Here is a 21,118-nt window from a genome sequence, read left to right as displayed (position 1 = left end):
AGTTAAGCCCACGGCTCGAATCATCCGGTGTGGCGAAAAAAAAACCACGAAAAATACGAGTTGGAGATCCGCATGAGCTTCCTAGATTTGGATTTTCCGCGTGACGTGGCGTCAGGCGTGGTGGGCGGCCCGGAACGCCGCGTGGATATTGTGGCCCTCGCCAGTGGTGAGGAAGAACGCAATGCGCGCTGGAAGAATTCTCGCCGCTCCTATGATGCAGGATTTGGTATCCGATCTGTGGATGACCTGGCTACGGTGATTGCCTTCTTTGAGGAAACCGGCGGCCCGCTGCATTCCTTTCGGTTCCGGGATTGGTCCGACTTTTCCAGCGCCGCCAGCGCGGACGCCAGCCCGGCAGCAACGGATCAATCCCTGGGCACAGGCGATGGCGCGGCAACTGAATTCCAACTGGTCAAAACCTACGGCAGCCTAAACCCTTACCTGCGTAAGATCACCAAGCCTGTTGCCGGATCGGTGCTGGTGGCGCTGGACGGCGCAGCCCAGGGCGCCGGGTGGAGCGTCAACAACCTCACCGGCATTCTATCCTTCCTGTCACCGCCGGCCCCCGGCGTGGTGGTGACGGCCGGTTTCTTCTTTGACGTGCCGGTCCGTTTCGACACCCAAAGCATTGCCACCGACATGGCGTTTTTCTCGGAATCCGAGGGACGCGGCGTTGGCACCATTCCCGAAATCCAACTTATTGAGGTGAGAGAATGAGCTTTTATCAATGGTTCAAACTGTTCCGCCTGTATCAGAACGCAAAATGGGCCGCCGTGTTCAAGGCCCTGTTGATCGCTCTTGGCGCGCGGGTCCATATGAAACCAGCCACCCAAGGCAAAGCGGATCATCCCACCCAAGATCCTGCCCAGAATTCAGGCCACCGCCAATTCATCGTCACCCTGCGCAACGCAATCTATGCCTATGAGTGGGGGCCGCATGACTTCCCGGTCCGGGCTTGTTGTGAGGATCACGCCATCCGTCTGGCTATGGATGCAGCCCGCGACCATTGCCAGGTGGTGAAGGTTGTGGAGGGTGCCCAATGAGCAACACCACAACCCTTGTGCGCGGGTGGAAACTGACCCGCGAAGACGGCCGCGTGATGGGCTTCACTGACTGCGATGTGGACCTAACCGTGGAGGGTGTCACCTATGAGGCTGCCGCCGCCCTTAGCCCCTCCGAGGCGGTGACCTCGCTTGGCCTGGCGGTCGATGAACAGGAAGTCCAGGGCGGTATCAACTCGGATGCGGTGACAGAAGAAGACTTGGCGCGCGGTCTCTTTGATGGCGCCAAGGTGGAAGTGATAGAAATCGACTGGTCCACCCAGACCCGCCACGCCACAGTGGGGCACTACTACCTTGGTGAGGTCTCGCGGACTGAGGTGTCTTTCACGGCGGAACTGAGATCCGAGGCCGGGAACCTGGCACAGAAACGCGGCCGCTATGTCACCAGCACTTGTGATGCGGAATTGGGGGATGCCCGCTGCGGCTTTGACGCCACCGCCCTGCAACTGTCCGGCACCATTGCCACGCTGATAGGCGAGGCCGATTTTGTGGTGGAGGAATTGGCGGATGACACCGACAAGAGTTATTCCGGCGGGGTTCTGGTCTGGACCTCCGGCGCCAACCTGGGCCAGCGCCATGACGTGCGCGCCCATCGGGGTAACAATCTCGGGCTTTGGCGCGCGCCTCTGGACCCGGTGAGTGTGGGTGATGAATTTGACCTCTTGCCGGGCTGTGACAAGTCAATCTCAACCTGCCATGACCGCTATTCCAACTCCGCCAATTTCCGGGGCTTTCCCACCATCGTTGGTGAGGAGGCCTTCACTTATGCTGTGCCCGGCGAGTCCGGCCATGATGGCGCATCCCGCAATGACTTCTGAGCCGCAAGCCCTGATAGCTGCGCGGGCCTGGATTGGGACGCCTTACGTTTTGTCCGCTGCTTTGCGCGGGGTTGGCTGTGACTGCATTGGATTGGTGCGTGGCGTCTGGTCTGATGTGACTGGCAAGCCCGCGCCAGCGCCCCCACCCTGGCGCGCGGACTGGGCCAATTCATCGGCCCGGCCGCTGGTGCAAGCGGCGCGCCAGTACCTATGCCCTATCGCCTTGGATGCAGCCCGCCCCGGTGACGTGGTGGTCTTGCGGATGCAGGGCAACCGCGAGGCCCATTGCGGCATTCTGGAACAAGACGGCCAATTCATCCACGCCCTGGAAGGCGTTGGCGTAACTCGCGTTCCCTTCGCCGCCTATCGCGCGGGCCTGTCTTTCGCGGCCCGCTTCCCCTCCTCTGAGGAGTTAGATTGACCATGAAGACGCTCACAAAAGTTGCCAGCTATTTGAAAGTCCTCGCCAAGGCGAAATCCCTAGAGGAAGCAAAGCGCGAGGCCACCTTGGCCCTGCGTGTCATCGAAAAAGAAGACGCCAAGTAATCTGGTTTTCTCACCATCACCCTGACATTTTGGAGGCCTTCCCATGGCTACTATTCTGCTGTCTGCCGCTGGCGCGGCCATTGGTGGATCTATCGGCGGCACCTTCCTTGGTGTCACTGCGGCCGCCTTGGGCAAAGCTGCCGGGGGCCTCATTGGGCAAGCGATTGATAATTCCCTGTTTGCCTCTTCCACCCAGACCGCCGGGCCGAGACTGGACAATCTGGAAGTCCAAAAATCTGCCGAGGGTGGCGGCTTGCCCGTGGTGGAAGGTGTTGCACGTGTGGCGGGCCAGGTGATCTGGGCCACCAATCTTGAGGAAGTCACCAGCACCACGTCACAAGGCGGCAAAGGCGGTGGCGGATCTGTGGAGACCACAGAATACAGCTACTATGCAAATTTTGCCGTGGCCCTGAGTGACTGCGCAACAGGTCCAATCCGCCATTTCGGCCGGATCTGGGCCGATGGCAAATTGCTGGACACCTCGGACCTGACAATCCGGTTTTACACTGGCTCTGAAACCCAGGAACCGGACGCGCTCATGGTGGCCAAAGACGGCGGCGCGCCAGCCTATCGCGGCGTTTCATATGTGGTCTTTGAGCGGATGAATATTGAGGATTTCGGCCGCCGCCTTCCCAATCTGACCTTTGAACTTTGGGGGCCACCGGGTGAAATGGAGGATCTTATCCGGGGTGTTGATATGATCCCCGGTGCCACAGAATTTGGCTATTCCCCTGCCATCCTGACCAAGGGCGGGGCTGGATCTACCACCCGCGAAAACGCTATTCGCAGCGCCGCCAAATCCGATTGGGCCAATTCATTGGATCTGTTGCAAGGGGTTCTGCCTGCCTGCGACACCGTGGCCTTGGTGGTCTCTTGGTTTGGCACCGATCTGCGCGCGGCTCATTGCCAGATTGAACCAAGGGTGGAGACCAAGGAAAAACACCCGTCCCGCGCCTGGACCGCTGGCGGTTTGACGCGGACCTCTGCCAATATGGTGTCCTTGGTGGAGGGCACCCCGGCCTTTGGTTCTGCCCCGGATGATCAATCCATCATGGATGCGATTGCCGATCTAAAAGCCCGCGGCTTGCGGGTGGTGCTTTACCCCTTTGTCATGATGGATATTCCGGGTGACAACACCTTGCCGGATCTGGATGGCAACATTGGCCAAGCCACCTATCCTTGGCGCGGCCGCATCGGCCCTGCATCTGCGGACGGTGCGGTAGCTGGTCAAATCTCTGCGCTGGTGGGCACCGCTGCCCCCGGTCATTTCTCTGCCGGGTCCGGGGTGCCGGTTTACTCTGGGCCTGCCGAGTGGAGCTTTCGCCGCTTTATCCTGCATCTGGCGGCGCTGGCCCGCAATGCGGGCGGCGTGGATGCGTTTTTGATCGGCTCTGAACTGGTGGACCTCACCATGGCCACCGATACCCTGGGCCAATATCCCTTTGTGGACGCGCTGGTCACTCTGGCCGGTGACGTCAAAACCATGTTGCCAGCGGCGCAAATTTCCTACGCGGCGGATTGGTCGGAGTACCATTCCCACCGCGTGGGCGGCGAGGTCCATTTCCATCTGGACCCGCTTTGGTCCTCTGCCAATGTGGATTTCATCGGCATAGACAACTATCTGCCGCTCTCCGATTGGCGCCCCGGCAACACCCATACCGACTATGACCCGGAAAACGGGGTCACGTCGGTTTACTCCCTGGACTACCTCAAGGGCCAAATTGAGGGCGGGGAATTCTGGGACTACTACTACGCCTCTCAGGCGGACCGCGACACCCAGACCCGGACGTCGATCTGGGATGGTGCCCATGGCGAGAATTGGGTTTTCCGTCAAAAAGCCATCCGGCCTTGGCACGGTGCGGCCCATCACAACCGCCCCGGCGGCGTCCGTGATGCAGCGCCAACCTCATGGGTGCCTGGGTCCAAGCCCGTTTGGTTCACTGAATTTGGTTGCCCCTCCATTCATCTGGGCACCAACCAACCGAATGTGTTTTACGATCCCAAGACCTCGGAATCCTACATGCCGCATTATTCCAGCGGCGCGCGGGATGACTTCATGCAGCGCCAATACATCCGCGCCATGTTGGAATGGTGGGGAGAGAATGGCGGTGCGGTCCTATCTACGGAAAACGCCTTTGTCTGGTCTTGGGATGCACGGCCTTGGCCGGAATACCCCCGAACCAATGACCTTTGGAGCGATGGGCCAAACTGGCGATATGGTCACTGGCTGAACGGCCGGGCCGGATCTACCCCGGCGGCCGAGGTCATAGAACGGCGCCTGAACACCCATTACGACTATGCCCCGGCCAAGGTGGATCTGTCGCAATGCTACGGCCAAGCGGACGGCATGGTCTTGGCTGGGCCTATGTCGTTTCGGGACATGATGGGCACTTGGGAAACCGCCCTCAATCTGGATGCCTCCGAGGTTGGCGGCGTCCTGCGCGTGACGTCCAGGGCATCGGCCGCCATCGTGGCGGACTACACCCTGGACCATCTGGTGGAGGATGGCACGGCGGCGCTCTACACCATCACCCGGACCTCGCAAGAGGAGACGCCCCGCGTGGCGGTGGTGAGCTATTCCGACACAGAACTGGACTATGAGGCCGGGGCGGCCCGCGCCACCATTCGGGAAAAGCCGGGACAGGCCGAGGCATCGGCGGAACTGGCGCTGGTCTCGGATCTGGAACGGATGACGGCCACGGCGCAAACCATGCTACACCGGGCGGGTGATGAGCGCGAGAAAATCAAACTCACCCTGCCGCCATCCTCACAGCTCAAACCCGGAGACGTTTTTGGCTTCACCCCAAAATCCGGCGCCAAGCTTCGTTTCATTGCTGATGAGATTGTCCGGGGCGAGGCCCGCACGGTAAGCGCCTATCTCTACACCGGGACGGCGCTGTCTTCGGTGGGTGGTCCGATCCGTCCAGGGCTGGCCCATGTGACCCCGCCATCTGAAACCGCCCTGCCCTATTTGCTGGATCTGCCCATCCTGCCGGGCCTCACAATGGCGGATCACCAGGGCCTCGCCGCCTTCCATGCCAAACCCTGGCCCGGCGGCGTGGATCTGTATCGCTCACCAAGCCTTGAGACCGGCTATAGCCTCAACCTGCGCACCGGCCTTGCGGCCACCGCAGGCGAGACGGTGACGGCTTTTCCGCCGGGGATGCCGGACACCTGGTCACCGGAAACCTTGGAGGTAGAGCTTTTTGCCGGGTCTTTGGTGAGTAGATCCAAAGAGGATGTCTTGGCCGGGGCAAATGCCATGGCGGTGGAGCATAGCCCCGACACTTGGGAAGTGCTGCAATTCCGCAATGCTGAGCTGATAGGCGCCAACACCTGGCGTCTGTCTGGGTTCTTGCGCGGTCAGCTTGGCACCGAATGGGCCAGATCTGGCGAGGATCTTGCAGCGGGCGCGCGTGTGGTCTTGCTGGATAGTGCCGTGATCCCGGTGGACATGCAGGCCGAGGAAATCGGCCGGCCGTTCTACTGGCGCGCCTTGCCCTCCGGCAAAGACCATGCCGAGGTTACGGGCCAGCCTCATGCCTTCCAGGGGGTTGGCCGTCGCCCCTATTCCCCTTGCCACCTAAAGGCTGCCCTCTCTGGCGGGGGGCTGTCTCTGTCCTGGATACGCCGCACCCGGATTGAGGGGGACGCCTGGACCAATGGCGAAGACGTGCCCCTGGGGGAGGCTTTCGAGCGCTACCGCGTAGAGATCGGGCCAGAGGCGGCACCGCTGATCACCGAAACGGTTGCCGATGCCACCAGCCTCACAGGCCTGGACGCCTCCGCCCTGTCTGGGCTGCAAGAAATCCGGGTCTCTCAGGTCTCGGAAACCTATGGGCCGGGCACCCCTGCCCGCCTATCTTTGGTGTTTTAACATCAGCGCGGGTTTCAATGAGCGGAGGTTGTTTCAGCCAACAACCAGAAAATGATATTAGTAGCCCAAATTCCGGAAGGGTTTGCTTGTAAGCTTACCTGCCCTGAAAGCATCGCTGCGAAGTATCTTCACGAACTCAAGATCTGCCGCCGTTGCGCGCAGGTAACTATGATTCAGGTTGAGGGCGCTCGGTGTCGACCCCCTAAAGGGTTTCAAGCCTATCGCTAAGAGCAGTTGTTTTGGCATACAGCTAGCCAGATAGTCAGAATGGGTAAGCACGATGACTTTTTCCTGCCCCTTGGGTCCTTCAAAGGTCACGCTGCACGGCAGTCCTTCCAGAACGGTCGTCTCAGACAAGGTTCCTTCCCACATGGAACCTTCTCTAAAGCCTTCGAAGTAGCTTCTTAAAGAAGAGTCTCCTGTGAGGTGCGCCTTGGAAGCAAGGTATTCTGCATCGCCAAACACAAAAACAATATTCGCCTCGTCAAAGCTTCCAGCCTTTGATGTAGGGAGGCCACTCGGTTCAAGGATGTCATAAGTGTGTTCCGAAACTCTCCAGGCCAGCAGCAGCTTAGAAAGATCTGGAGAGGCGAAGTTCGCCATTTTTACATCTGTATCAGAGAAAAGGAAGCCCCCCCCATCACACCCGCCACAGGTTTGGGACGACTTCAGGAAATCCTCTAACAGAACACGTTCTGACATCAAAACCGAGTAATCGACCGGCTCGTCTGGGGCCTGACGTGGGCCATCAATGATCTGCCCCAGCCCATTGGTGGAAAAAAAGGTTGCCGCGAATTCAGAAACTCGGCTTTCCGAAAACTCTTCGGCTGTCAGGAAAGGCAGAGCTGGCTCATTCGCAAGAATAGCCCCAGTCCCGAGCACTGTGAAAGCAAAGCCAAGCAGCCCCGCGCAAATCATTCGGCAAGTCATGTAATTCGCAGCCTTTCCAAATTTACAATCAAAAGTTGCGAGGGCCACCCTACCGAAGGCTGGATTGAAGGCAAGAGGTAGCGGCCCGCAAGTCAGGCATTGAGGCCGTAAGGCGCTCACAAGCATAAAAAGGAAAAACCAACATGAGTGAATCCGCTTTTCAAGCGGCGGCCCAAGCCGCCGTGGCCCTTGCTGTGCCCAATGCAAAAGACTGGTCACACAATCCGGCCGATATTATGCCCGATAATCTCCCCGCCTTTCTGGTCACCGTCACCCGTGACGGCGCGGTCCAGGACGCCATGGGGTCGGATCTTGAGGAGGTCCAAATCACCATAGAGGTGGAGTATTTCGCCCAGTTTGATCGGGGTGAAGACGGCCGCACGATCACCACCGCCGCCGGGGAAGTCATCCGCGATGCCCTGCGCGCGGATACGACGTTGCGCGCCCTGTCTGACCTGATCACGGGCACAACCCTTGATGTGGAAATGGCGCAGAAACGAAACCGGAAGGGACGCGCCACCGTGACCCTTTCTGTTGAGGCAACATTCTGAGGAGCGGCCCATGGCTGGACTAGCGCTTGCGGCAATCATGGCCGCGTTTGGACTTCTGATCATAGGTGAGGCAATGAAGGCAGGGTTTCCCAAAATTGACATGGTTCTGGCATCGGCCACAGTGGCACCAATGGCCACGGCCCCCTTGATGAGCGGCGGCGGTGACGGCCACGCTGTCCGCTTCTTCCTCACCCCGCTTTGGACCTTCACCTGGAACGGCCGGGACGTATTCTTGACGGCCCCCGATGCGCTGGCTTTGGCGTCTTCCTTCGTGTTGCTGGTGCGGTTTCTCACCTGGGCTTTGGCCCCGATCTGGCACCGCAAGCGGGACAAGGGGAGCGACACATGAGCGACCTTTCACACCGTCCGGCCGAGATCACCCCGGCCGAGGCCCGCCTTGTGGTCCAGGCCTTGGCCCGGAATGGCGGCAATGTCTCCGCCACCGCCCGCGCCCTTGGGGTGACACGCTCCAAGATCAAGCGCCGGTTGCGCAAGGCGGATGCCTGGGGGATTTCAGCCCATGGCGAGATCAAGGCCACCGCTGCCCGGCGCCTTGAGACTGGCGGCAAGGTGCGCCGCTATCTGCTGACCTCTGCCCAAAGCAACACCGGTATTCACGCCGGGTTCTGGGGCAATCTGCGCGCCCTTGCTGATCACCACGGCGCCGAAATCATGGTGGCCCGCATCCGCTACAATCACAGCGAGGCCCAGGTGGCGCAGGAAAAGGTCAACCGCGCGGCAGAGACTGAGCTATGGTATGCGCCAGAGGTGGAGCCTTATCTGGCGGATGAGCGCGTGGAGATCTGCCCCGGCCTGATCTGGGCTGGCGATATGAATATTTTGCCAACGGCCGTCACGCCGCTGTCTGGGCTGGATAGTTTCACAGGCACCGCGTCCTGTGTCTTTCCCCACCCTCAAATCGCTTTGAAATCCATCGCCACCGCGCCGGGAACAGAGGCCAAATTCAACTACACAACCGGCGCCGTGACCCTGAAAAACTACATCAAGCGCAAGGCCGGGCTAAAGGCGGAATTCCACCACGCATTCGGCGCCCTTCTGGTGGAGGTCACGGCCAAAGGCATCTGGTTTGCCCGCCAGATCAACGCAACCGACGCGGGCGAAATCTATGACCTGGATCTACGGGTGGACGGCGGCAAAGTCACAAGCGGCCACCGGCTGGAAGTCTTCACCCCCGGCGATATTCACGGGGTAAAACTGGACCCAGAGGTGGCGGAAACGGTTTGGGGGGATGGCGGCATGGTGGACACCCTGCGCCCCCGCCATCAGGTCTTAAATGACGTGCTGGATTTTGGCCCACGATCCCACCACAACACCTTCTTTGACCTTGTGGCGGCGCTCTATGACAAGGCGGACTCGGTGGAGGATGAAATCCGCGACACTGCAACAACCCTAAACCGGATGACCCGGCCATGGACAAAAACCTATGTGGTGAAATCCAACCATGACGAACACCTGGACCGCTGGGTGGAAACGGCGGATTTCCGGCGCGACCCGATCAACGCCGCATTCTTCCTCACCGCTGCGGCCGCCAAGGTGGCTGCGATCCAGCGCCAGGACACCGGCTTTGACCTCGCCGCCTGGGCCTTTGAACGCGCCAAGCTAGATCCGGCTATTCGGTTTCTGCCCCGCCATGAGCGCTTGGAAATCGCTGAGGTCCGCCATGACCAACACGGCGACCTAGGCCCAAACGGCGCGCGCGGCACTGCCGCCAATATCGCCCGCACGGGAGAAAAGGCCAATATCGGCCATTCTCATTCGGCTGCGATCTGTCATGGCAGCTATCAAGCGGGCCTCTTTGCAACCCTGGACATGGGTTACAATCGCGGCCCGTCCTCTTGGTCACATTCCGCAATCCTGACCTATAGGAACGGCAAGCGCACCATTGCCACCCTGCGAGCCGGACGGTGGCGCGCATGATCCTTACTCAACAACAAACTTGGAGATTTCAATGGAAAGCAAACCTCAGAATTTCAAAGCGGACGCCGGGAAACCAAACCCGATTCTGTTGGAAACAGGGTGCCCGCGCGCGCTCTTGGCAGTAACCCGTGTTCTTGAATTTGGGGCACTGAAGTATAAGCCACATTCTTGGCAATGTGTTGAGGTCGAGCGCTACAACGCAGCGGCCCGCCGTCACCGTATCGCACGGGACATGGGAGAAGAGCGAGATCCAGAAAGTGGGTTGCTTCACCTCGCCCACGAGACTGCAAACTTGATGTTTCAACTGGAAATGAGATGCCGCGATACTTTTGAGAACGACAGTGCGCCCCCCCCAATAAGCACTGAACGAATTGAAATGGCTGATCACACTTCAAAATTCTCAGCCAAAAATTCAGTCAACCCTAAAGGGAAAGGGCTAACCCCCGCAATTTGGGAGAACTTGACGCCACTGAACTTAAACTCGTTTGTTTTTTTCTCTGTCGAAAAATATATCCTCGGATTTCGATCCCTATCATCTTGAAGCTTTTGCAAGAAGAAATTTAGAAACATTCTGTGAAATTTTCCTCTAAATCTTGTTACGACATCGAGTTTTTCAAATTCTGAACGATAGGTTTCAATTTCTTCCTGACTCAAATTAACGTCGAAACTGATCACATTGTTTGGATCGGGAAGGCAGGAAAGGCGGCCATTAGCTTGAACGGAAGCAATTTTTCGTATCGTGTTGGGCAGTGCCCTTCCTGTGTTCTGCCCAGATTTCCTCAGGCAATAAACTTGAAAATGGATTTCGTAGGTACTTTCGACATACTCCCCAAACTCAACGACGAACTCTTCAATTAAACTTTTCTTCTCCTGAATGGAGCCAGAGCATTCGAAATCAGTGTTAAGAATAAATTCCAACACCCTTTCTTCCATGAAGTAATTTTCAATAGCATATCTATCAGTTACAAAAGTGCAGGAAGTGGGCGCATAACCCTTGAGTTCATCATAGTCTCTATCTACAATAAAAACTCGTTTTCCAGGATCAAAAGACAGCTCTCCCATCAGACGATCCCTCAACTTTAGTACATTTTCCTTCCCACTACATGGCAACGGTTCAAAAGGTTCTTCGAACCCAGCACGATTAACCCATACTGGCCAAACCCCTACATCCTCTTTTCCTTCGATTACAAAAATTGGAGTGTCTGGTATAGCGCCGCGAACGGTCATGAACTTTGCAAAAATGACGCTCTCTGAGCTACGTTTTTTTCGAGCCTCAGCAACAAAATCTTTGGCCATACTTAGATCTCCGAACCGTCAGTCGTCGATCCATCAGCGAGACCAATTTCAATCGCCTCTCCTTCAACAAATATTTCTTCCTCAAAATCCAACTCTGGCTCGTCCTTTCGGTAAACGGAAACGTCTAAGTTGGAAGCAAAACGATCCAAATCGTTATCAAAAACGAAGGGCGAATGCGTAATCGAAATAAGTTGAGAAAAGTCGGGAGACGCGCAAAGATCCGGAAGGAGTTTGGTTTGCCAACCTATCGAAAGAGATAATTCAGGCTCATCATACAAAACAATTTTTTTCTTATCGTAGAGATAAAGTTTCGCAAACAAAGCTACGACTTGTTTCTCCCCTGAAGACAGGGAGTCAATGCCAATTTTGCTTTCTCCACCACCACCTACAAAGAACGGGCGAAAGTTCTCTCTGTTTATTCGTATTTCCTTCGTCTCTACATTTAGAGGGCCGACACTGCCTCCCTTGACGGCACTGAAATCCTCATCATTTAGGTACTGATTGCATGCGCGAACAAATCCATTCACACGATCCTCAAGTGGCTTTGTTGATCGTATCGCCTCATTTAGATTACTCAAGAAATACAAAAGAAAAGGCTTAACGCCCTCCTCAAGATCGTCACTATAAATTTTCTCAATATTTGGAACAGCTATTCCTGCGCCAATTCTCCTTTTCGTATCCTTGATGCGATTGAAGAAAAGTTCCAATTCGGACCTATCTGGCTTATTGGTTTGATAGTCTTGATCAAGATAACTACCATCAAGAAGATCATTAACAATGTTTGCGCTAATTTTTTGATACGTAGTGTTTGAAATTCCTTGAATTTCCTTATTTATATCACTTAGACGATCTGTAATATCGGACAGTCCAAAATTCAATTCTGTCGGCAGCAAGTGTGTAGGTTCTCTATCCCTCCTCGCCCAAGGGGGAGTTGGTTTTGATGTCTGTGTCTTTGCCTCCAAAGACATTTCGATACGTCTATAGGTCGGGAGATACACAATCTCATACCCCCGCGTGGCTTCTGAGACGATTAGGTCAATTTTCTTTAGGTTCGGCGAGTTGTGAAACATGGACTCGTTATATTCATATAGAGCACCTGTAAGTGATTTAAAGTTCATTGACGGGTGACGATTGTATATATTCATATACTCTCTATCTGCACGCACATTCTGAATGGAACCTATTCTTCTAGCCAGGCTGATAATTTCATCAACATTAACTTCAGTTTCCTCAGCAATTTCAGAAATTCCAGAGTCAATTTCTTGCTGTTTAAAGAATTCGGAAACATCATTTTTCGTTATAGAGAATGCTTCCGCCCCTCTTAATTTCACATCCATCCGTTCAAAATTTATATGAGCAAGTTTCTGGTATTGCCGTGTCAAAACCGAATTAATTGCAGCCAAAAGGGTTGTTTTCCCAGACCCATTCCTCGCCATTAGGATCGAAACAGAGTTTTTGGTCTCCAAATGTAAGTCTTTTGTTCCGTGAAGCCCAATGATGCTAAAAATCTCAACGACTGGTTCGTTCTCTTGTGCTTCGGATGCTTGGCTTTCAACGGATGTCATGCTCTTCCTCCACGAAGGTGTATAATCTTCGCATTCTTCAATCATAGACAGATCCGGACTACAACACACGAGTGTAGGTTTAGCTCTTGTACAGCCTGTGAAGTGCCCTTCCCTTCCAAGATCCTAGAAACATATTGAACGAGGAAGGTAGTCCTTAGCCTCTTTCAAGGCTGCAAATCTGATCTGGTTGTCGGCCAAGGTTGCCCGTAACAAGTCCCGTAACATTTCTCAGAAAACTCCACCCCAATATCAATCTATCATATTGATAAATAAAACTAATTTAAAATGAAGGTTTGAAGGACTGAAGGCTCTCAGGTGCGCCAAACATTTATCCATGACTACGTCCAGTTTATAGAACCGCTTCCTTCGACTAAGGAAACGGACCCGAATTGCACTCTCGACCAAACTTCGCGTCTTGATTGGGCGCTTCTAGGGCTTGTACTGCGATTTATTTGCATTGCCAGCGCACTGGCTTCCCTTGTTGGTATGAGGAAAGAAAGATTTTGGAGAGGGGTCCCATTTGCGGTTATTTCCACTTGAGGAATCTTACCAAGCGCCGTAGGGAAAAAGCGTTGCGGGTGTAGCTCAATGGTAGAGCAGTAGCTTCCCAAGCTAACGACGAGGGTTCGATTCCCTTCACCCGCTCCAATTCTAGCTCCCCCGACGCGCCAGCTTATGCTTTGCAGGAAATCTGCCAATTTTTGGTGATATTGAACCCAGCCGTTTCGTTTAGGATCATCCGGCCAGGACGAACAGTAGCCACCGATTTAAGGGTTATCAGCTACATTCCCCTCCAACTTTGGGCAACTGATATGCTGTAGGGTGGGCTCTGTCTGGGTCCCTTCGGCGCTGACCCATGATTTCGAGCGACCTTGCTGCCCCGCGCCAAAACGCAACGGCAAGTGGGGAAGCTCTTGCTATCGGGGCCTCAGCCGGTCTAGGCGATCCCCATGGACCTTAGATTTCTCACTCCGCTCACCCCAGAAGAACAACAGGCGCAGGGCCTGGATCATGCCAAGCCGATGGCTCTGGCGGACCGGGTTCGCTTTTCCGAGCTCGACATTCTGCGTCACGTCAACAACAAGGCCTATCTTGGTTGGTTCGAGACCGCGCGCGTCTCCTATTTTGACAGGCTCTGCGCCCGCCACTTTGCGGGACAGCCTGCGCCTCGATCCGTGCTGCGCAACGCAAATGTGCATTACCGGCGCGAAATGGTTCTGGATGAGCCCTATATCACCACGGCTCGCTGTCTTTCCTTTCGCAACACATCCTATGTGATGGAACAGCAGATCTGGTCCGATGGGCTGCGCGCCACGCTGGAGGCGGTGATGGTATTGCGCACACCTGACGGCAGCGCTGGTTACCCGCTGCCTGAGAGTCTGAAACAACAATTTATCGCGCTGGATGGGGCGGTGCCGTCACAGGAGTGAGTTAGCGGTTTCAGGGCGCCCAATGCACCGTTATCTCGGTCAAGACGGCTTGGATCGGGGCCAGTTCCGGCGGCAAGGACAGGGCCTTGTCCAATGCGCGTTTTTTGGCCTCGCCATAGATCACCAGATGTTTGGACAGAGCGCCGTTCAGCACCGGCGCAGAGAGGCTGACGCGCGCCTCTGGCTGACTATCAGGGCGCAGCACCGAAAGGAGCGGCGCATCGCCAGCCAGGGCCTGTTCCAGCCCCTCTACACCGGGAAACAAGGAGGCAGTATGCATGTCTTCGCCCATGCCCAACAGCAAGACCGAAAGCGGCAGATTGGGGGCGATCTGGGTTTCAATCTCTGCCAGCACCGCCTCAGGCTCCCGGGCTGGGATGTGAAAGGGCAGAAAATGTGCAGCAGCAGCTCGGTCTGTTAGCAAGCGCTCGCGGATCAGCCGGGCATTGGAGCGGGGGCTTTCCATTGGCACCCAGCGTTCGTCCGTGGCCATGACATGCACCCGGTCCCAGGCCAGGTCAGAGGCACAGAGATCGTCAAAGATTGGCGCCGGGGAGCTGCCGCCTGCCAGGGCAAGCGAGGCTGTATCATGGTGCAGAAGATGCATTTCCAGATCCCCCGCGATGGCGCTCGCCACATCAACGGCCAAAAGGTCCGTGTCAGGGTATTCAATAAATTTCATGGGTTTATCCCTCTCCACTCACGTTGATCACGGCGCAAAAGCAGATCTGCATCTCCGGGGCCGGTGCTGCCGCTCTCATAGGGTTTAGGCACATCCCCCCGCGCCTGCCAGCCGGCAATGATGGGATCGGTCCAGGCCCAGGCCGCCTCAACTTCATCCCCGCGCATGAACAGAGTCTGATTGCCGCGCACCACATCCATGATCAGCCGTTCATAGGCATCTGGCGGCGCGCTCCCAGTTGGTCCCAGGGCTTCGGCAAAGCTCATATCCAGCGGCACATCCATCAGCCGCATGCCGCCCGGCCCTGGCTCTTTGATGGTCACACTGAGGGTAATACCCTCGTTGGGTTGCAGCCGGATCTTCAGATGATTGGCGTGACGCCCGGCCTCCTCGCCAAAAATCGAATGCGGCGCATCCTTGAACATAACGTTGATCACAGAGGAGCGCGCCTTGAGACGCTTCCCTGTCCGCAGATAAAAGGGCGTGCCCGCCCATCGCCAATTGCTGATATGGGCTTTCAGCGCGATATAGCTTTCGGTACTACTTCTTTGATTTTCAACGGTTTCCCTATAATTCAGATCGTCACCAAGGCTCTCTGGCGCCGAAGCGTATTGCCCGCGCACGATGTGATAGGGCTCTACTGGATCCAGGGCGCGAATGACCTTTAGCTTTTCATCCCGCACGGCGTCGGGATCAAATTTGGCGGGCGGTTCCATCGCGATTAGGCAGAGCAGCTGCATCAGGTGGTTCTGCATCATGTCCCGCATAGCGCCGGAGCGTTCGTAATAATCCTCGCGCCCCAGGACGCCAAGGGTTTCAGCCACGGTGATTTGGATGTGATCGACATATTGGCTGTTCCACAACGGCTCAAACAGCATATTGCCAAAGCGCACGGCCATGAGGTTCTGTACGGTTTCTTTGCCCAGGTAATGGTCGATCCGGTAGATCTGCCCTTCGTCAAAATGGCTGGCAAGGGTGCGGTTCAGCTCCCGCGCCGAGGATAGATCGTGGCCAAAGGGTTTTTCGACCACGATACGGGTTTCCCCATTGGTCAGCCCATAGCTGTGCAATCGGTCCGCCAGGGGGCCAAACAGGGTTGGACCGACCGAAAAGTAATAGACCTGCACCCGGTCAGAACCGGCTCCCGCCAGCCTGTCACATAGCAACGGCCAGCCAGTCTCCCCCTGCCCATCCAGCGGCACATAGGTGATTAGCTGTAAAAAATCGTGCAAGGATTTGTCGTCACAAATAGGGTCACTGACCTGATGCTTCAAAGCCTGGCCGAGTTTTTGGCGATATTGAGCCGTGGTGAATTCCGAGCGTGCAGCACCAATGATCTGCGTGTCCGCCGGAATTTGCCCCGCGCAAAAACGATGAAACAGCGCCGGCAAAATCTTGCGCTGCGCCAGATCGCCTGTCGCTCCAAACACCACCAGATCGAAAGGTTCGACCGGAATAACCCGAGATACCATTTTGTTTGTCCAACTTCCTGCAACGACAGGGCTCTGCTTGCGGGCCCAGGCCATCACTTCCCTGTCATAAAGCACTGCGGCGGCTTTTCATTTTCACCCATTATAAGCTAGCTTCCAGCGAAAGAAACTGTCCGAGAGTGCTTAAGCGTGAAAGATCTAACTGTTCCAACCGCCAATATCGGGAAATTCAAAGACAGTCTTGTGACAGCGGATGGCTCAGAACGCGCCTCCGTGGCACTCACCAATCCCGAAACCCTGTGGTTCAACACTGGCACCCTATGCAATATTGAATGTGAGAACTGCTATATCCTCAGCTCACCCACCAATGATGCGCTGGTCTATATGACCGCGGCGGAGATTGCGAGCTACCTGGCGCAGATCACCGAACGAGCTTGGCCGATCCGCGAAATCGGCTTCACCGGTGGTGAGCCATTTATGAATCCTGAAATGATCCCTATGGCCCATGCCGCGCTGGAGCGGGGATTTGAAGTCCTGATCCTGACCAATGCGATGCGACCGATGATGCGCAAATCCATGCGCGCTGGTTTGCAGGAGCTGGAAGCCGCCTACCCCGGAAAGATGACACTGCGTGTCTCACTGGATCATTTTACGCCGAAACATCACGACGAGGAACGCGGTGCGGGTAGTTTTGACAAGACCATCGAAGGCATGGCCTGGTTGCGGGATGCAGGCATCAACATGGCGGTTGCCGGTCGCAGTCTTTGGGGCGAAAGCGACGCCGAGAGCCGCGCAGGCTTTGGCGCTCTGTATCAGACACATGGGTTTGACATTGATGCGCAAAACCCCGGCGCCACGGTGCTGTTCCCGGAAATGGATGAAAACATCGAAGTCCCCGAGATCACCACGGCTTGCTGGGAGATCTTGAACAAATCCCCAAATGACGTGATGTGTTCCTCCTCCCGCATGGTGGTCAAACGCAAAGGCGCCAGCACGCCCGTCGTTCTAGCCTGCACCCTACTGCCCTATTCCGAAGAATTCGAACTCGGAGAGACACTTGCCGAGGCAGAGGCACCGGTTCGTTTGAACCACGCCCATTGCGCCAAATTCTGCGTCCTGGGTGGGGCCAGCTGCTCCGCCTAAGACGGGCGGCCGGCACGGCCTTGCGTAATAGATGTGGCACTGCTCATTCACGTGACCAGCCCTGCGCTAATGCAGGTTCAGGATCCCTTTGACATTGCGCCATTCTCCAGGGCTGATCATCTTGCGATGGGTGAACCGAACTGAATGCAGGGGCCCGTCCAGCTCCCGTTGCCAAAACTCGATAAACTTGAACAGGCGCTCATGGTCAGGCGCCAGATCGTAATCCTGCCAGACATAGGTATTTAGTACATGTGCGTAATCGGGCATGTGATAGGTGAACTCGGCAGTGGTGAGCCCATAGCCCTTGAGCATCATTTCTGTACTGCTCATCTCCATTTGCGGCCTCCTTTTAAGAGCCCCCCAGGATTAACCTAGCCCAGCAAAGGTTAACCGCCAGCAAAGAAGGGGTTTTTCACAGGTTTCTGCCGGAAAGACGGGTCAAACACGGTCCTGAATAGGCAGGTCGCTTGCACCTTATATGCCCTCTCTGATAGGGTGCCCCAACAAGATATAGACCCATAGAAAAGAACGGGCAGCAAACGTGACAGATACGCCGGAAACTCCTGAAAACGCCGACGAAAACCTTCCTCAGCGCTCCACTTATGATGGCCCTTCGATCTCTATCGAAGCGGAGATGAAGACCTCCTATCTGGACTATGCGATGTCCGTGATCGTCAGCCGGGCCATTCCGGACCTGCGCGACGGGCTGAAACCAGTTCATCGGCGCATTTTGTATGCCATGCACGAGACCGGCAACAGTCACGATAAGTCCTACCGCAAATCTGCGCGTCCCGTCGGCGATGTCATGGGTAAATACCACCCGCACGGCGATGGCGCGATTTATGATGCACTGGTGCGTATGGCGCAGGATTTCTCCATGTCGCTGCCGCTTTTGGATGGCCAGGGCAACTTTGGCTCCATGGATGGCGATAACCCGGCAGCGATGCGTTACACCGAAGTCCGCATGGATAAGCCTGCGGCCTTTATGCTGACCGATATCGAAAAAGAGACCGTCGATTTTCAAGATAACTACGACGGCAAAGACCGCGAACCCACCGTTCTTCCTGCACGCTTCCCCAATATGCTGGTCAATGGTGCCGGCGGTATTGCCGTTGGCATGGCAACCAATATTCCGCCGCATAACCTGGGCGAGGTCATTGATGCCACTCTGGCATTGATTGACGACCCGGATCTTACCAGCGAGCAGTTGATTGATTATGTGCCCGGTCCCGACTTTCCCACCGGCGCGACCATGCTGGGCCGCTCTGGCGCCCGCAAAGCCTATTTGGAAGGGCGCGGCAGCGTCATCATCCGCTCCAAGACCCGCGTCGAAGAGATCCGTAAGGATCGCTATGCCATTGTTGTTGATGAGATTCCCTATCAGGTGAACAAGGCCTCGATGATCGAAAAGATCGCCGAACAGGTGCGCGAGAAGCGCATCGAAGGCGTCGCCCATGTGCAGGATGAATCTGACCGAAATGGCGTCCGCGTGGTGGTCGAGCTCAAGCGCGATGCAACGCCCGAGGTGGTGCTGAACCAGCTCTACCGTTTTACCCCAATGCAGACACATTTTGGCTGCAACATGCTGGCGCTGAACGGCGGCCGTCCCGAGCAGTTGACCCTGCGCCGCTTCCTGACTTCCTTCATTGATTTCCGCGAAGACGTGGTTGCACGCCGCACCGCCTATCTGCTGCGCAAAGCCCGTGAGCGCAGCCATATCCTCTGTGGCTTGGCCGTCGCTGTTACCAATATCGATGAGATTGTTGCCACCATCCGCCAATCTGCAGATGCTGCCGAAGCCCGTGAAAAGCTGATGACCCGCCGCTGGCCGGCCCAGCCTATCCTGCAGTATATCGCGCTGATCGATGATCCGACCCATACCGCCAACGAAGACGGCACCTATAACCTGTCGGAAACCCAGGCCCGCGCCATTTTGGAGTTGCGCCTGCAGCGTCTGACCCAGATTGGCGTCAAAGAAGTCACCGACGAGTTGGAAGAACTGGCTGGCAAGATCAAGGAATATCTTGAAATTCTGTCCTCGCGCGAACGCATCATGGGCATCATCTGTGATGAGCTGCGCGAAGTGCGCGATCAGTTTGCCGTGCCCCGTCGGACAACAATTGTCGACTGGTCTGGAGATATGGACGACGAAGACCTGATCGAGCGCGAGGACATGGTGGTCACCGTGACCTCTGGCGGCTACATCAAACGCACACCTCTGGCGGATTTCCGGGCGCAAAAACGCGGCGGCAAGGGCATCTCGGGGATGCAGACCAAAGAGGAAGATGTTGTCACCAACCTCTTTGTTGCCAATACCCATACTCAGCTTTTGTTCTTCACCACCGATGGGATGGTCTACAAGCTCAAAACCTGGCGCCTGCCGCAGTCCAGCCGCACGGGCAAGGGCAAGGCCATCGTCAATATCCTTCCCATCCCAGTTGGCGTGTCGATTGCCGCTATTATGCCGGTGGACCGCCCCGATGATGAATGGGCGGACCTGCAGATTGTCTTTGCCACTTCCGCTGGAACTGTGCGCCGTAACCGCCTGTCAGACTTCACAAATGTGAAATCCAACGGCAAGATCGCGATGAAGTTCGAAGAGGAAAACGCCGATACCAAGTTGATCAATGCGCGCATCTGTTCTGAAGAGGACGATGTCATGCTGGTCACCAATACCGGCCGTGCTATCCGCTTCCCGACCACTGATGTCCGGGTCTTCAACAGCCGCAATTCGGTTGGGGTTCGTGGCATCAAACTGGGCGATGACGCCGAAGTGGTTTCAATGTCCGTGGTGCGCCACTTTGATGCGGAACCCTGGGAGCGCAGCGCCTTTATCAAACGGTTCCGGGCTGAGCTTGGCAGCGATGTGTCAGAAGACGATAGCCCCGAGGAGGCTGAAGGCGCCCTGACAGAAGAGCGCTATCAGCAGATGCTGGAGGCCAATGATCTATTGGTCACCATTAACAAAACCGGGGCTGGCAATCTGACCTCGGCCCATGATTACCGGGTCAGTGGCCGTGGCGGCCAGGGTGTTGGGGCGATGAAGGGGGGCGAGATCGTTGCCACCTTCCCTGTCACGGTCGAAGACCAGATCATGCTCGCAACTTCCAAGGGCCAATCGATCCGCGTCCCTGTCCAGGGCATTTCCTTCCGCTCTCGTTCGGCAGGGGGCGTACGGGTCTTCAACACTGGCAAAGGCGAAGAAGTGGTTTCGGTTGCCTGGATTGCCGAAAATGGCGAAGAGGATGAGAACGGTGAAACTGCCCAAGAGTAACACTGTTTGATTTTTACGTAGAAAACGCCGCTCCGGGTCGGGGCGGCGTTTTTTTGTGCCCGAAGGGTCTTAACTCTCGGATAATGACTTTGTGGCAGTGTTTGACCGAAACAAGTTTTGCAACCGGGTAGCGCTCATGAACCTTTACCATTGTTCGATTGATCTGAAAGACGGAACCAAGGCCCTAGCATTTGCCAATGCCGTGGAGATCTGGATGGGTTACCTGCAACAGCGTGGTAAAATCCAGGGCTGGCGTCTGATGCGGCGCAAGCTCGGTCTGGCGGCAGACAGTTGCCGCGACTTTCTGCTTGAGGTCGAGGTCGAGGATCTGAGCCAGCTAGACCAGGCCTTTCGGACGCTGGAAGAAAAGGACGAGGAAGTGGAACGGCTGTATTCCAATGTGAATGCGCTGATTGCGCATTCTGAAATTGGCCTTTACCGCCCCTTTCCAGATCCGGAACGCGCCGAACGCATGGCGCTGATCTGATTCCAAGCCCATAGGGAAAGAAAAAAGGCCAGGCAAATGCCCGGCCTTTTGTTTGTCTGGGGTCCCCCCGCCTATAAATCATAGAGGCGG

General features: G+C 56.0%; 19 protein-coding genes, 1 tRNA gene and 1 pseudogene. 15 read left to right on the top strand and 6 right to left on the bottom strand.

Annotation, left to right across the window (positions count from 1 at the left end):
* Positions 1-72: 72 nt before the first annotated feature.
* The 6 genes from AN476_RS20595 to AN476_RS20575 are packed head-to-tail and all read left to right on the top strand — an operon-like array spanning position 73 to position 6,302.
* Positions 73-717, top strand: coding sequence for a DUF2460 domain-containing protein (locus AN476_RS20595; RefSeq protein WP_054463649.1), 645 nt, complete (start codon positions 73-75; stop codon positions 715-717).
* Positions 714-1,043: a hypothetical protein gene (locus AN476_RS20590; protein WP_054463648.1), complete on the top strand. Its 330-nt coding sequence runs from the start codon at positions 714-716 to the stop codon at positions 1,041-1,043. The genes AN476_RS20595 and AN476_RS20590 overlap by 4 nt, the downstream gene beginning before the upstream one ends.
* Positions 1,040-1,879: a DUF2163 domain-containing protein gene (locus AN476_RS20585; RefSeq protein ID WP_054463647.1), complete on the top strand. Its 840-nt coding sequence runs from the start codon at positions 1,040-1,042 to the stop codon at positions 1,877-1,879. Before AN476_RS20590 ends, AN476_RS20585 begins: the two co-directional genes overlap by 4 nt.
* Positions 1,869-2,300 carry an NlpC/P60 family protein gene (locus tag AN476_RS20580; RefSeq protein ID WP_172684871.1) on the top strand — a complete coding sequence of 144 codons (432 nt, stop codon included), beginning with the start codon at positions 1,869-1,871 and terminating at the stop codon, positions 2,298-2,300. Before AN476_RS20585 ends, AN476_RS20580 begins: the two co-directional genes overlap by 11 nt.
* Positions 2,301-2,302: 2 nt before the next feature.
* The gene (locus AN476_RS23510; RefSeq protein WP_256363962.1) at positions 2,303-2,425 is read left to right on the top strand and encodes a hypothetical protein; all 123 of its coding nucleotides are present in this window, start codon (positions 2,303-2,305) and stop codon (positions 2,423-2,425) included.
* A 43-nt stretch (positions 2,426-2,468) separates the two neighbouring features.
* Positions 2,469-6,302 carry a glycoside hydrolase TIM-barrel-like domain-containing protein gene (locus AN476_RS20575; RefSeq protein ID WP_054463645.1) on the top strand — a complete coding sequence of 1,278 codons (3,834 nt, stop codon included), beginning with the start codon at positions 2,469-2,471 and terminating at the stop codon, positions 6,300-6,302.
* 57 nt (positions 6,303-6,359) lie between these two features.
* On the opposite strand, the gene AN476_RS20570 is transcribed toward AN476_RS20575, so the two are convergent.
* Positions 6,360-7,220, bottom strand: a complete 861-nt coding sequence (locus AN476_RS20570; protein ID WP_054463644.1) for a hypothetical protein — start codon at positions 7,218-7,220, stop codon at positions 6,360-6,362.
* Positions 7,221-7,375: 155 nt separating this feature from the next.
* Here AN476_RS20570 and AN476_RS20565 point away from each other — a divergent pair, with 155 nt between their 5' ends.
* The 4 genes and pseudogenes from AN476_RS20565 to AN476_RS23645 form a co-directional block, all read left to right on the top strand.
* On the top strand, positions 7,376-7,783 hold the full coding sequence (locus tag AN476_RS20565) for a hypothetical protein (protein ID WP_054463643.1): 408 nt from the start codon (positions 7,376-7,378) through the stop codon (positions 7,781-7,783).
* Positions 7,784-7,793: 10 nt separating this feature from the next.
* Positions 7,794-8,132, top strand: a complete 339-nt coding sequence (locus AN476_RS20560) for a hypothetical protein (protein WP_054463642.1) — start codon at positions 7,794-7,796, stop codon at positions 8,130-8,132.
* Positions 8,129-9,721: a helix-turn-helix domain-containing protein gene (locus AN476_RS20555; protein WP_054463641.1), complete on the top strand. Its 1,593-nt coding sequence runs from the start codon at positions 8,129-8,131 to the stop codon at positions 9,719-9,721. The genes AN476_RS20560 and AN476_RS20555 overlap by 4 nt, the downstream gene beginning before the upstream one ends.
* Before the next feature lie 31 nt (positions 9,722-9,752).
* Positions 9,753-10,049, top strand: a pseudogene (locus AN476_RS23645) (dATP/dGTP diphosphohydrolase domain-containing protein); the annotation flags it as partial.
* A gap of 56 nt (positions 10,050-10,105) precedes the next feature.
* Here AN476_RS23645 and AN476_RS20545 read toward each other — a convergent pair.
* Together AN476_RS20545 and AN476_RS20540 are read right to left on the bottom strand one after the other, a co-directional pair.
* Complete coding sequence (locus AN476_RS20545) at positions 10,106-11,017, bottom strand: DUF4435 domain-containing protein (RefSeq protein ID WP_054463639.1); 912 nt, start codon at positions 11,015-11,017, stop codon at positions 10,106-10,108.
* Between the two features lie 2 nt (positions 11,018-11,019).
* Positions 11,020-12,582 carry an AAA family ATPase gene (locus AN476_RS20540; RefSeq protein WP_054463638.1) on the bottom strand — a complete coding sequence of 521 codons (1,563 nt, stop codon included), beginning with the start codon at positions 12,580-12,582 and terminating at the stop codon, positions 11,020-11,022.
* Positions 12,583-13,156: 574 nt separating this feature from the next.
* On the opposite strand from AN476_RS20540, the gene AN476_RS20535 reads away from it, so the two are divergent.
* A tRNA-Gly gene (locus AN476_RS20535) sits at positions 13,157-13,230 on the top strand.
* A 302-nt stretch (positions 13,231-13,532) separates the two neighbouring features.
* Positions 13,533-14,012 carry a thioesterase family protein gene (locus tag AN476_RS20530; protein WP_054463637.1) on the top strand — a complete coding sequence of 160 codons (480 nt, stop codon included), beginning with the start codon at positions 13,533-13,535 and terminating at the stop codon, positions 14,010-14,012.
* Positions 14,013-14,022: 10 nt separating this feature from the next.
* On the opposite strand, the gene pgl is transcribed toward AN476_RS20530, so the two are convergent.
* The gene (pgl, locus tag AN476_RS20525; RefSeq protein WP_054463636.1) at positions 14,023-14,694 is read right to left on the bottom strand and encodes a 6-phosphogluconolactonase; all 672 of its coding nucleotides are present in this window, start codon (positions 14,692-14,694) and stop codon (positions 14,023-14,025) included.
* On the bottom strand, positions 14,691-16,166 hold the full coding sequence (gene zwf, locus AN476_RS20520; RefSeq protein WP_054463650.1) for a glucose-6-phosphate dehydrogenase: 1,476 nt from the start codon (positions 16,164-16,166) through the stop codon (positions 14,691-14,693). The genes pgl and zwf overlap by 4 nt, the downstream gene beginning before the upstream one ends.
* Before the next feature lie 147 nt (positions 16,167-16,313).
* Between zwf and AN476_RS20515 the strand changes: the two genes are divergently transcribed.
* The gene (locus AN476_RS20515; protein WP_054463635.1) at positions 16,314-17,267 is read left to right on the top strand and encodes a radical SAM protein; all 954 of its coding nucleotides are present in this window, start codon (positions 16,314-16,316) and stop codon (positions 17,265-17,267) included.
* A gap of 66 nt (positions 17,268-17,333) precedes the next feature.
* Here AN476_RS20515 and AN476_RS20510 read toward each other — a convergent pair whose 3' ends face one another.
* Complete coding sequence (locus AN476_RS20510; RefSeq protein WP_054463634.1) at positions 17,334-17,603, bottom strand: usg protein; 270 nt, start codon at positions 17,601-17,603, stop codon at positions 17,334-17,336.
* Between the two features lie 205 nt (positions 17,604-17,808).
* On the opposite strand from AN476_RS20510, the gene gyrA reads away from it, so the two are divergent.
* Both gyrA and AN476_RS20500 read left to right on the top strand, forming a co-directional pair.
* A complete protein-coding gene (gene gyrA / locus AN476_RS20505; protein ID WP_054463633.1) occupies positions 17,809-20,541 on the top strand; it encodes a DNA gyrase subunit A in 2,733 nt (910 codons plus the stop codon).
* Between the two features lie 136 nt (positions 20,542-20,677).
* Positions 20,678-21,028, top strand: a complete 351-nt coding sequence (locus tag AN476_RS20500; protein WP_054463632.1) for a DUF6614 family protein — start codon at positions 20,678-20,680, stop codon at positions 21,026-21,028.
* Positions 21,029-21,118 lie beyond the last annotated feature (90 nt).

The organism is Phaeobacter sp. 11ANDIMAR09 (assembly GCF_001294455.1).
Classification (GTDB): domain Bacteria; phylum Pseudomonadota; class Alphaproteobacteria; order Rhodobacterales; family Rhodobacteraceae; genus Pseudophaeobacter.
Note: the sequence above shows the minus strand (reverse complement) of the source record. Positions and strands in the feature narration are given on the sequence as shown.

Bases quoted from the DNA above. Each gene is read 5' to 3' on its own strand.
- AN476_RS20585 (WP_054463647.1), top strand. From the start codon at position 1,040: ATGAGCAACACCACAACCCTTGTGCGCGGGTGGAAACTGACCCGCGAA.
- AN476_RS20545 (WP_054463639.1), bottom strand. From the start codon at position 11,017: ATGGCCAAAGATTTTGTTGCTGAGGCTCGAAAAAAACGTAGCTCAGAG.
- AN476_RS20570 (WP_054463644.1), bottom strand. From the start codon at position 7,220: ATGATTTGCGCGGGGCTGCTTGGCTTTGCTTTCACAGTGCTCGGGACT.
- AN476_RS20575 (WP_054463645.1), top strand. From the start codon at position 2,469: ATGGCTACTATTCTGCTGTCTGCCGCTGGCGCGGCCATTGGTGGATCT.
- pgl (WP_054463636.1), bottom strand. From the start codon at position 14,694: ATGAAATTTATTGAATACCCTGACACGGACCTTTTGGCCGTTGATGTG.
- AN476_RS20580 (WP_172684871.1), top strand. From the start codon at position 1,869: ATGACTTCTGAGCCGCAAGCCCTGATAGCTGCGCGGGCCTGGATTGGG.
- AN476_RS20555 (WP_054463641.1), top strand. From the start codon at position 8,129: ATGAGCGACCTTTCACACCGTCCGGCCGAGATCACCCCGGCCGAGGCC.
- AN476_RS20510 (WP_054463634.1), bottom strand. From the start codon at position 17,603: ATGGAGATGAGCAGTACAGAAATGATGCTCAAGGGCTATGGGCTCACC.
- AN476_RS20595 (WP_054463649.1), top strand. From the start codon at position 73: ATGAGCTTCCTAGATTTGGATTTTCCGCGTGACGTGGCGTCAGGCGTG.
- AN476_RS20565 (WP_054463643.1), top strand. From the start codon at position 7,376: ATGAGTGAATCCGCTTTTCAAGCGGCGGCCCAAGCCGCCGTGGCCCTT.
- AN476_RS20530 (WP_054463637.1), top strand. From the start codon at position 13,533: ATGGACCTTAGATTTCTCACTCCGCTCACCCCAGAAGAACAACAGGCG.
- AN476_RS20560 (WP_054463642.1), top strand. From the start codon at position 7,794: ATGGCTGGACTAGCGCTTGCGGCAATCATGGCCGCGTTTGGACTTCTG.
- AN476_RS20500 (WP_054463632.1), top strand. From the start codon at position 20,678: ATGAACCTTTACCATTGTTCGATTGATCTGAAAGACGGAACCAAGGCC.
- zwf (WP_054463650.1), bottom strand. From the start codon at position 16,166: ATGGTATCTCGGGTTATTCCGGTCGAACCTTTCGATCTGGTGGTGTTT.
- AN476_RS23510 (WP_256363962.1), top strand. From the start codon at position 2,303: ATGAAGACGCTCACAAAAGTTGCCAGCTATTTGAAAGTCCTCGCCAAG.
- AN476_RS20540 (WP_054463638.1), bottom strand. From the start codon at position 12,582: ATGACATCCGTTGAAAGCCAAGCATCCGAAGCACAAGAGAACGAACCA.
- AN476_RS20590 (WP_054463648.1), top strand. From the start codon at position 714: ATGAGCTTTTATCAATGGTTCAAACTGTTCCGCCTGTATCAGAACGCA.